This window comes from Methanothrix sp. (assembly GCF_016706325.1).
Classification (GTDB): Archaea; Halobacteriota; Methanosarcinia; order Methanotrichales; family Methanotrichaceae; genus Methanothrix.
Window position 1 is genome coordinate 21,306 of the sequence record NZ_JADJJX010000002.1, and the last position, 11,401, is coordinate 32,706.

5 protein-coding genes and 1 pseudogene are annotated in these 11,401 nt (G+C 50.5%); 2 read left to right on the plus strand and 4 right to left on the minus strand.

What is annotated here, in order from left to right:
• The gene (locus tag IPI63_RS09725; RefSeq protein WP_292478239.1) at window positions 1–1,029 is read left to right on the plus strand and encodes a hypothetical protein; all 1,029 of its coding nucleotides are present in this window, start codon (window positions 1–3) and stop codon (window positions 1,027–1,029) included.
• Window positions 1,030–6,327: a DEAD/DEAH box helicase gene (locus IPI63_RS09730; RefSeq protein WP_292478240.1), complete on the plus strand. Its 5,298-nt coding sequence runs from the start codon at window positions 1,030–1,032 to the stop codon at window positions 6,325–6,327. It abuts the gene before it with no gap.
• Between the two features lie 378 nt (window positions 6,328–6,705).
• Here the strand turns inward: IPI63_RS09730 and IPI63_RS12985 are convergent, their stop codons facing one another.
• The 4 genes and pseudogenes from IPI63_RS12985 to IPI63_RS09745 form a co-directional block, all read right to left on the minus strand.
• On the minus strand, window positions 6,706–6,888 hold the full coding sequence (locus IPI63_RS12985) for an ATP-binding protein (RefSeq protein WP_366850935.1): 183 nt from the start codon (window positions 6,886–6,888) through the stop codon (window positions 6,706–6,708).
• A gap of 55 nt (window positions 6,889–6,943) precedes the next feature.
• Complete coding sequence (locus IPI63_RS12990) at window positions 6,944–7,111, minus strand: ATP-binding protein (RefSeq protein ID WP_366850937.1); 168 nt, start codon at window positions 7,109–7,111, stop codon at window positions 6,944–6,946.
• A 60-nt stretch (window positions 7,112–7,171) separates the two neighbouring features.
• Window positions 7,172–10,028, minus strand: a pseudogene (gene leuS, locus IPI63_RS09740) (leucine--tRNA ligase).
• A 1-nt stretch (window position 10,029) separates the two neighbouring features.
• Window positions 10,030–11,214 carry an LL-diaminopimelate aminotransferase gene (locus IPI63_RS09745; RefSeq protein WP_292478243.1) on the minus strand — a complete coding sequence of 395 codons (1,185 nt, stop codon included), beginning with the start codon at window positions 11,212–11,214 and terminating at the stop codon, window positions 10,030–10,032.
• Window positions 11,215–11,401 lie beyond the last annotated feature (187 nt).

The following is an 11,401-nucleotide window of genomic DNA, read 5'->3' on the forward strand; positions in this document are numbered from 1 at the left end:
ATGAGTGACGATTCTGAGTTTTTCAGGACTGCGTCTCAACTTAATATAAATATGTATTTGGAAATAACCAACAATAATGGATCATACATTATCGATGAAAAAATATATCAACGCCTATATGAAAGCAAGATGATAAACTACTTCGATCATCGCTTTGGGACTTTTAGTGGTGTATCTGAAAAAGATATTAAAGCCGGACATTGCAGAGAATTAACAAAATCCGAAAGAGATTATTCAGATCAAATCGCATTGCCCAGATATTGGATGGAATCTGCAGTTGTTAAGGAAAAATTAGATAATATCGCTTGTGGAAGAGGATGGCTCTTCATTTATCGAATGATAACAAATGTAACAAATGAGCGCACATTAATAAGCAGTGTGATTCCTAAAAATCCTGTAGGGAATTCTGCATATCTTATTTCATCAAAAGAAAATGGTTTTAAAATTGCGTGTCTATTATCTAATTTCAATTGTTTCGTGCTCGATTATTTTGCAAGACAAAAATTAGGTGGAACAAACTTAAATGTCTTTATATTGAAACAACTTCCTGTAATCCCCCCCAAATTCTATAAATCTAATAGTCTAGGTGTCATAGTTCCTAAAGTATTGGAGCTCACCTACACCGCCTGGGACATCAAAGCCTTCGCTGACGACCTCTGGCGAGAGGCCGACGAGTCCCTCCGCGCCGCCCTCAAGCAGCAGTGGGACGAGAACGTCGCCGAGACCGATGGCGGCCATGCAGGCACAGAGGCCCCTTCCTGGGCTGAGATAGCGCCGGACGGCTTCCCCTATCCGCCCTTCAAGTGGGATGAGGAGAGACGGGCCAGGCTGCGGGCGGAGCTGGATGCCATCTATGCGCATCTGTATGGGCTGACAAGGGAAGAGCTGGATTATATTCTGGAGACCTTTCCGATAGTGAAACGGAAGGATGTCGAGAAGTACGGGAGCTATCGAACCAAAGAATTAATTTTAGATTATTATGAAGAATATTCTGATAAATTAGATTATGTGCATGTGGAGGTAAAATAGATGGAAGGGCAGCAGGAGAAAGAGAGGCTAAATCCCTTTGGAGCTCTAGAGGATATATGTACGGCTTATCGAAAATACGTCACCTCCTTCCAGAGGTTCAAAAACCCCACCATCAGGAACTGGGTCGATGAAAAGTTGAAAGAAGGGACTCTCATCTCTAAAGGACCCTACATAGAGCTTAACCGAAGATATCTCCACGGCGATTCTTTCGACCAGCTCGTGAGCGAGGGCCTAATCCATCCCAACTCGCCGAGGTGCTTCACAGCCAAAGCTGAGGACAAAGAGTCGCCGCTGGTGGACCTCCATAAGCATCAATCCGACGCAGTGAGGACGATCGCCTCAGGCAAAAATACTATTATCGCCACCGGGACCGGCAGCGGGAAGAGCTTCTGCTTCGGGATACCAATCATTAGTGAGTGCCTCAGGCTCCAAGATGAAGAGGTCAAGGGTGTCAAGGCGATCATAATCTACCCGATGAACGCTCTCGCAAACTCCCAGTATGATGATTTTGCCTCCAGGCTCGAAGGGACTGGGCTCAAGATTGCCCTCTACACTGCCGATACCCCCAATAGCCGCGAGAAAGCCCTAGCCAATTACGCCTCTACGACAGGAAGGGAGAAGCCACGAGACTCCGAGCTGTTGTCGAGAGATGAGATCAAAGATACGCCACCAGACATACTTCTCACTAACTATGTGATGCTTGAGTATCTTCTCACCCGGTTCGAGGACCGTAACGCCATATTTCCTGAGGGCAGAACCGCTCTCAGATTCTTAGTGTTGGACGAGGTTCACACTTATACGGGAAAGCAGGGAGCCGACGTCGCTTACCTCATCAGAAGGCTTAAGCAGCACACCAGAACCGCAGGCGATCTTAGATGCATAGGCACCAGCGCCACGGTTCAGAGCTCCGAGGGAGGGAACGCATCAGAGGCCATATCAAAATTCGCTTCTCGGCTATTCGGCGAGCCCTTTGAACTAGACTCGGTGATCACCGAGACCCACTCCGAACCGGTTATTGATGGCGAGCTTTTCCTTCCGGAGAACGTTTTGGTCACTGAGGAAATGGTCGATAAGTATGATGGCACCCAGGAGACTACCATACCTCTCATCATGGCCTTGACAGGCTCCGACCACCTGCAAGAGACCGATGCCAAGAGCCTTGGCAGGACATTGGGTGAGCAGAGGACTATTCAATTTCTCGAAAAGTCTCTCTTCGAGAACCCTATGAGCCTTTATGACCTCGTCGAAACCTATAGGTTACAGGTTAGACCGAACTCAACAAAAGAGGAATGCGACCGAGAGATCAGAGCCGCTCTTCTTGCTGGGATGAACGTTGAGATCGAGGTAAGAGGCAAGTCCCAGCCCCTGATGATACCTAAAGTCCATGCATTCTTCAGCCAAGGAGGCGAGATCAAAAGCTGCATCAGCCCTGAGTCTCCACATATGAACGGTGCAGGTGAGGTGATCTGTCCGGATTGCTCAAGAAACGAGAAGATCAGAAAGACCTTCCCCCTGGTCTTTTGCAGAGCCTGTGGCCAGGACTATTACTCCATCGAAATCACACCAGAAGGCAGTCTCAAACCTAGAGATATGGACGATCTCGATATCGAGGGCGACCCAGCCTACATCCTTCTCGGAAGATACAACCGAGAGATCACGCCACCTCCAGACCAATGGCTGAATCCCGGCGGCACACCAAGAAAGGAGTACAGAGAGTACGTTGATTTGGATGAGGCTGAGTATTGTCCCGACTGCAATAGGCTTTATAGAAAAAAAGATGTTGAAAAGTGCATCTGCAGCTCAAAGGTCCTAGTTACAATAGTGCCTCACCCCTTCCTCTTCTGCCCATCTGAGGATTGCGGCGTCTATTACAACAGAAGACCCAGAGAATTCAACAAGCTCTTCTCCTTCGGCACCGTGGGAAGGTCAACAGCCACTGATGTTATTGTATCTCACAACCTTAACACCCTTCCCCGTGATGAAAGAAAAATTCTGGTATTTAGCGATAATCGCCAGGACACCGCCTTGCAAGCCGCCCATATGAACAACATCCAGAAACGGCTCCATTTCCGACGTGGGCTATACAGAACCCTGGAAAGAGCTGGAGAGCCAGTCGAGCTCCTCGATATAGGAGACATGATCTTTAAACTTCTCAACGAAAAAGGTGCGTTGCCCAAATACACCAAGTCCACTTCAGATCAAAAATTCTCGGTGTTCTCCAGCAAGTCAGGAGATACTGCCTTTAAAGAATATCTTCGTTTCAACACTGTCCTTGAACTCGGCTCGTCTCCTAGGAGGAACCAACAGAACCTAGAGAACGTGGGACTCCTTCAAGTGACTTACGACGGACTCACCAAACTCGCACAGACTAACGACTTATGGGCAGAAATTCCAGAATTCATGGAACTTAGCGAATCTGCACGTGAAGATTATTTGACTGGCTTTCTGGATATCATGCGCTACAGGACTGCGATAGCATACGACTACCTTCTCGATCACGATGGATTTAAAACTAAAATAGAGGACAGGCTCGACGAGGATGTTCTCTTCCATGACGAACATAGGACCTACCAGCCTGAGGGCTACAGCGATGACGCCGTCAACAATACCCGAAAAGCGCAAGTCCATAGGCTCTCGTGGAAAACAGGACCTCATGTTGTGTGGACGATGAAGATTCTCGGTGCTGATAGAATGCGGTCTGAGAAGATCGTTAAAATAGTGGCTCATGTACTAGTTGAAGCTGGAGAGCTTCAATGGGTGTACGTCCACAAGTGGTTGCGTGGAAAATTGCTAATGATCAATCCAGAAGCTATACGTCTCTCCGCCATTAAAGATATTGTTCTGACACATAAAGCTTGCAAGAAATGCGGAACTGTCCACCACTTCAAAGAAGTGGGTGTCTGCACCGGTGCCAAATGTCAAAATCTCGTAGATGAGGACTTTTCTAATAACTATTTTAGGTACGAATACACCCGGAACTTCGATCAAGTAGTTGCTCTTAAAGCTGCAGAGCATAGCGGCCAAATCGATGGCGAAACCAGAAAGGAGCTCGAGACAAAGTTCAAGGATCCGAAAGATCCTCTCAACGTAATTGTCTGCACCCCTACCATGGAGCTAGGAATAGATATTGGATCTCTCTCGGCAGTCTATATGAGGAATGTCCCTCCCTCTCCCTCCAACTACGCCCAGAGGGCAGGAAGAGCCGGCAGAAAGTCCCAAACCTCGATCATCAACACCTTTTGCGGCGGTGGATCTAAGCGAGGCCCCCACGACCAGTATTTCTATCGGTATCCTACGAAAATAATAGCTGGAGAGATCAGCACGCCTAGATTCCTCCTGGATAACAAGGCTCTCGTCATGACCCACATCCATTCTTTTGTTCTAGAAAAGATAGACGAGAAGGTCCCCCAGAAGATTGGGGAGATCCTGGATATCGAGACCGATGAGCTTATGATGAGGTCCGACTTCAAAGAAGCCCTCGATCAGGCGGTCAAAGCGAGACGAAATGATATAGTTAGATCGATCATGGAAGGGTTCAAAGCCGAGATCGAGGAGTATGACTGGCTCGATGAACAGTTCATAAAAAACGTCGTCGATCGTTTTATCCTGGATTTTGACAGATCCTTCGATTTTTTTAGAGATGAGTACATCCAACTTCAAAAGGAGTGGTATGAGATTAATGTTTTAGCGAGGAGAAGTCCACCCTCCAATGAACAAAATTGGAGAAGAACCTCGATAGAGAAGAAAATGCATAATATGCGTGAAGGCAAAGAGAATTATTTTACTTACCGCTACCTCGCAAGTCGGGGATTCACACCTAATTACGGTTTTCCAGCAAATGTGACCACTCTCTTTCTCGATCATAGGGGTAAACGAATCGAAGAATCCGACCTACAGAGAGATAGGGCTACGGCGATAAGAGAATATGCCCCAGGAAACAGTATCTACTACCGAGGAGGCCGATACCAGATCATCGAGGCACGTTTAAAACAAGATCGTCCGGACACAAGAAAGCTGGTAATATGCCCAAATTGCGAAACTTATTACATTGGAGAAGATATTGCGATCAATGCAGCCTGTAGAGTATGTAGGTCACCTCTTAATGAAATTATTCCATACGATGCCATCGAGATACCTGATCAATTTGCAGTGAGGCGTCAGGGCATAACCAGCGACGAGGAGGAGAGGATGCGACGAGGATACCACATAAACAGGCATTATCATCAAGGCCCCAAGGTGAGATTCTGGGAAGCTGTGGACATCGCGGGGCGGATCTTTTCTCTGTGTTATGAACATAATGGTAAAATTTTAACTGTTAATACGGGGACGAGGAAAGCTGAAAAGGATGATCAGGAAAACGGGTTTACTTTATGCAACGCCTGTAAGAGATGGATATTTGGTGATGAAAACATCGAACGTCATATAGATCCCAATGATGATAAGAAATGCAGACGGAATGGAACAGAAGATGAAATAACCCGTAGAGTTGTTCTTTACGCAGAATCCTATCATGATGTGATTACAATCGATTGCGATCTTCCTAGAGAAATCGATTCCGAATACTCAGAAGGATTCTATCAGACTCTCTCTCAGGCGATAATCCAAGGTCTACAGATAAAAATGAATATCAATGTGGATGAGGTAGAAACGTTCCTCATGCCTAATCCCGAGAGGGAAGGAACCTTCCGCATCGTTCTCTATGAGGGTGCAGAAGGCGGAGCTGGATTCCTCAGATCACTTCAAGAGACCGGCGAGATGCATGAGGTTGTGGGGCTGGCCCGCGAGATACTCCATGAGTTCGACCCCGATGAGGCGAAATGCGATCGGGCATGCTATAGCTGTCTATGTAACTACTATAACCAATCTGTTCATGAGATTTTGGATCGCAACCTGGTTCTTCCGTTCCTCGCAAGAATAGAACGATCCAAATTGATACAGGTTGAACCATCACCCGACAGATTCGATGACCTTCTAAAGCAATGTGAATCTCCGTTAGAACGAAGTTTTCTTGCTGTCATTAGAGAGCGAAAGCTACCATTTCCCACAGAAGCTCAAAAAACATTATACGAAGGTGATGCGCCAATTGTGCAGGCCGATTTCTATTATGAGGAGGATAGATTAGCTGTTTTTGTAGATGGGCCTAATCACGACAAAGATTATGTAAAAGACAGTGATAAGAAAAAGCGCGAGAAGCTTGATGAACTTGGCTATCGCGTTTTCGTAGTTAGATTTGATGAAGACCAAAATGAGAGAATAGATGCTTTGGCGAAGCATCTCGGTATTAGCGAGAGCGAATAATTGGATGGATTGTTGACGATATTTTATATCGTTCTACAGTCCGACTTGCCTGACTCATGAGCTGGGTATCATTAAAACCGCAGTGAAGAGGGGATGAAGAAAAGGGGCTGGCGGCACTTGGTAGTCGAGGAAGGTAGAATTCGACCGGAACGGTTTGTAATGCGGTCTTCCGCTGAGATCGAGCTCATCCGCAAGGGCCAGCCTCTGCAGATTAAAAGTTGATATCATTCTAATGTGCAATGGCTATCTTCAAAGGCGAATTGCCTAGCCATTAGCGAAATCATGTATCCGCCGGTCCAAATTTGACCCCCCGCGCCGATCCGATTTTGACCCCCTTAGACGACTAACATGACTCATAGAGTATAAGTTCACGTCTCGCTACTTTCTGCGGAAACTCTCTCCGTTCATGTTCAGTATCAGCGCGCGGTGGGTAATCCTATCCAGAATTGCTGCGGTTAGAGTCCTGTCATGGAATACCTTCACCCAATCTGAAAATCCCAGGTTCGAGGTAATGATAATACTCATAGTCTCATATCGTGCTGCAAGCAACTGAAATAGCAATTCAGCGGCAGCGAGATCAAATGTTATGTACCCAAGCTAATCAATTATGAGGAGATCAATTTTTTTCAACTCGATAGTTCCCCTCGCATGCTCTGATCCCTACCGAAATAGCCATATGAGTCTTGCCGGTTCCGGAATTTCCGATGAGAATAACATTCCCCCCCTTCTTTAAGAAACGCAAGCGTTTCCTCCAACCCGCGATCTCCCCATCAGCGAACTCCATGCCATCAGCCCCGAACTTTGTCTCAGTGGCGGAGCCACCTCTCCTCCGCCATCGGCCCTCTCACTCGATATATATCGCCGGCCTTCCCGGCTCCGCCTGACGGCTTTTCCCCTTGGGGTCTGCTCCTGGCTCCTCCGCCGAAAAGACCTCCACCGGCACGCCCATGCTTGCAGCCAGATATACCCTTCCCTGAAGAGCGTCTCGTACTCGTCCAGCTCCAGGGCCTCTGCGCTAAGAGAATGGGCCGCTTTGGCCAGCTTCTGAGCATACTTGGGAGCATCCTTCTTGTGCGCGGCTATAGCAGGCGACGCCATGGCCTCCTTCATCAGAGCACCCATGTCCAGCCTTCCGCCACTGGCCTGAGCAGTGCTCAGAGCCAGGCGCAGCATCTCCTTCTTCCACTGGGGGGTGGTATAGAGAGTGATCTTAGCAGGCTGGGCCCCGGTGACATTGATGATCTCCTGCACATCATCTATCGTCCTCTCCAGGAGATCCTCCGCCCGCTCCGCCTGCTCATCGATCAGGGAGTCATCTGCCTTCGGCCACTCTGCCAAAGAGGCATAACCTCCCCCAGCCCGGAGGCCCAGATCTCCTCACATACATGCGGGGTGAAAGGAGACATCATCCTCACCCAGGCCGAGAGAACAGCACGAAGCTGGTTTCTCCCTCCCCGGCGCTGATACCAGCGCAGATCGCCCATAAGCAGATAAAAGGCACTCTGCAAGGCCCGGCGGGTGTGAACCTCCTCCATGGCCTCAGTGGCCTCAATGATGCGCCTTTGCAGCCGGGAGAGCATCCAGCGGTCGATGAGAGTCTTCTCAGCATTCTCGTCGATGCTCCCATCGGCCAGTATCTCCCGCGCCAGATTGTAGAACCTCTCCAGATGAGCGCGGGTGGACTCAACCCCGTCGTTTCTCCAGTCCACATCCGCCGTCCCCTCAGCATTGCCCAGAATGTAGAGCCTGGTCACATCCGCCCCGTTATCGGCCACCGCCTGGCGCAGCGTCAGGAGGGGTCCTTTGGACTTGGACATCTTCTCCCCCTCCAGGGAGACGAAACCGTTCACAGCCATAGCCCGCGGCCAGAGCTGCTCGGGGAATATGGCCACATGATGATAGAGGAAGAAGAGAAGATGGTTGGCCACCAGATCCTTCCCCGAGGTACGGAGATCTACGGGATACCAGTAGGCAAAGTCGTCATGTATCTGCTGTACCATCTGGGCAGACAGGCCGGTGAGTTCAGCAACATCGGCGGCATTGCCATTGTCCATGAAGATATACTCGAAGAACTCCGGCGGCAGATTGTCGACCTTCATTCCCGCATTGACATACTTGGCCAGGATGTAATAGGCCATGTAGATGGTCGAGTCTCCCAGGGACTCAATCAGCCACTGCTTATCCCAGGGCAGACGGGTTCCCAGGCCCTTGCGCCTGGCACAGGCCTTGTCCTTCAGCCAGTCGATCTTGTTCTCGAACTCCGCCCGGTACTCCGGCGGTATTATATCCATCCTGGACAGGCACCACAGGACCCTGCCCTTCCACTGTGGATTGGAGTACTCCAGGAACCACTGGTCCCGCACCATCATGATGACACATCTGTTGCCGCAGCGACAGATCACCGGGGTGTGGGAGAACTCATAGAAGATCTCTGCTATCCCCTGGTCGATCAGATCCCGGAGGAGGAGATCCTTGATCTTGCTCACCGCCACGCCCGCATAGCGGCCGGTATTGGGCTTTAAGACTCCATTATGAAACTCCCGCCGGTAGACCATCTTGGTTGCTTCCTCCGCCCGGGGATCATTCTGATCCACAACCCCCAGTTCTCTTACTGCATCCACCGCCGGGAACTCGCCATAGCCCGGGGACTCAATCAGGGATATGAACTCGATCGCCCTCAGATCCTCTTTGATGCCGTACTGGCTGAGGTCTTCATCATAAAGATCCTTCAGAGCCAGATAATCGTAGGGGGCATGGGCGGGAACGGACATGACGATACCTGAGCCGCTGTCCGGGTCCACGAAGCCTGCGGGCAGAATGGGCACCTCCGCCCCGGTGAGGGGATTGGTCACCCTCTTGCCGATGAGATCCTTTCCCGCTATCTCTGCCCCCCAGGCCACAGTCCTGTCGGTATAGGTCAGCTTCTCATAGGCCTCAGGAGAGATTATCCAGCTCTCATCGTTCACCCTCGCTATAACATAGGTGACGCTCGGGTTGAGCCAGAGGTTGGTCACTCCGAAGACCGTCTCCGGCCTGAGGGTGGCACAGGGCATAACAGTATCTCCCATCCTGAACTTGATCAGGGCAAAATCCATGATGGTGGCATCCTCGCCCTTGAGGATGTCGTGATCCTCCACTGGATTCCTGTCGTGCGGACACCAGCGCACTGGATGGCTGCCCTTGACCACATACTCCTGCCTGTGGAGTATGCCGTACTGCCATTCAATGAACTTGCTGTAGGCGGGATCGGTGGTGGTAAACTCCCGCCTCCAATCGATGGAGTAACCGATGGACTGCATCGCCGCCTTCGCCTGACGGCGGAAGTAAAGGACTATCTTCTCCGGGGTATTCAGGTTGGCCAGCTCCTCCTCGGGGATGCCGTGCAGCCTGGTGTAGACCTCCCAGATGAGAGGATCTTTGTTGGCTATCAGCTCCGAGAGGCCCACAATGGGGGTTCCTGTGGCATGAAAGCCCATGGGAAAGAGGACATTGTAGCCCCTCATCCTCTTGTAGCGGGCCAATGTATCTCCTATGGTGAAGGTGCGGGTGTGGCCAGCATGCAGATTGCCATTCAAATAAGGATAGGGTATGGTCAGGAGATACTTCTGCCGCCCGTCGGGCTCTGGCTCGTAGACTGCATTCTCCTCCCAGGCCCTCTGCCACTTGGCCTCGATATTTTTTGCAGAATACTTTTCAAGCAACTCAATTTCCTCCAGTCTCTGTGGCCCGGATCCGCCTGGTTTTCATCTTCTCCAGGCGCCTTGCTGCCTCTTCCACCCTCTTCGTCTCCCGGGTGATGGAGAAGCGGATGTAGCCCTCGCCATGCTCTCTGAATCCCACTCCCGGGGTGGCCACAATCCCCGTTCTCTCCAGCAATTCAGCAGCATAATCGATGGAGCTTCCTCCCACCCAGGCCCAGAGATAAAGGGTCGCCCTGGGCCTCTCCAGCTCAAGGCCGATATCCCTGAGGGCTCTGTACAGTATATCTATCCTCTGCTGGTAGACCTGGCGGATCTCATCCACCACCTCTCTTGGGCTATTCAAGGCCGCAATCCCCGCATCCTGTACTGCACCGAAGGTTCCCGAATCGATGTTGCTCTTGATCTTGCCTATTCCTGCTATGACATCGGCATCTCCGACCACCGATCCTATCCTCCAGCCGGTCATGTTATAGGTCTTGGAGAGGGAATGAAACTCCACTGCCACATCCTTTGCCCCATCCACCTCCAGGAGGCTGGAGGATCGATTGCCATCGAAGTAGATCTCAGAGTAAGGGTTGTCATGCATTATGATGATACCATTGTCCCGGGCAAAGTCGACCAGCTCTTCGAAGAACTTCCTGCTGGCCGTCGCCCCGATGGGGTTGTTGGGATAGTTGAGAAACATGATCTTCGCCCGCCTGGCGATCTCTGCCGGTATGGCATCCAGGTCAGGCAGAAAGCCGTTCTCCTTTAGCAGTGGCATGACGACCGGCTCTCCGCCGGCAAAGGCCGTGGCTGTCCGGTAAACCGGGTAGGCGGGATCGGGAACCAAAGCCAGGTCACCGGGGTTGATAAAGGCCAGCGGCGCATGGGCAATACCCTCCTTGGAGCCGATCAGCGTCAGCACCTCATCCTCTGGATCCAGGTCAACATCGAAGGTCTTCTTATACCAGTCTGCAACAGCCTTCCGGAAGGCCAGCTTTCCCTCATATGACGGATACTGGTGGTTCGATGAGTCATCCACCGCCCGCTTCAAAGCTTGAACAATGTGATCGGGCGTCGGCAGATCAGGGTCTCCGACGCTCAGGTCGATCACATCCACTCCTCTTGCCCTTGCCTCCTGTTTCGCCTTATCGATGCCGGCAAAAAGGTACGGCGGGAGATTCTTTATCCGATCGGCATACATTAGGTTCTCTCCATGGAAGATGCATTTATATGATGACGGTCATTCTTTTTTTGGTTCCAGTCCAGGTCATTATCCCGCAGGTACTACTTTCACGTAGTATTTAAGATCAGAGGGGCCCGGAGAGATCTTTGAAGGCCTGAGCGGATCTGGATGGATCTGGGTGGATTGAAGATACATCAAAATAGCT

Coding starts and splice junctions, on each gene's coding strand:
- IPI63_RS09730 (WP_292478240.1), top strand. CDS start 1,030: ATGGAAGGGCAGCAGGAGAAAGAGAGGCTAAATCCCTTTGGAGCTCTA.
- IPI63_RS09745 (WP_292478243.1), bottom strand. CDS start 11,214: ATGTATGCCGATCGGATAAAGAATCTCCCGCCGTACCTTTTTGCCGGC.
- IPI63_RS12990 (WP_366850937.1), bottom strand. CDS start 7,111: ATGGAGTTCGCTGATGGGGAGATCGCGGGTTGGAGGAAACGCTTGCGT.
- IPI63_RS09725 (WP_292478239.1), top strand. CDS start 1: ATGAGTGACGATTCTGAGTTTTTCAGGACTGCGTCTCAACTTAATATA.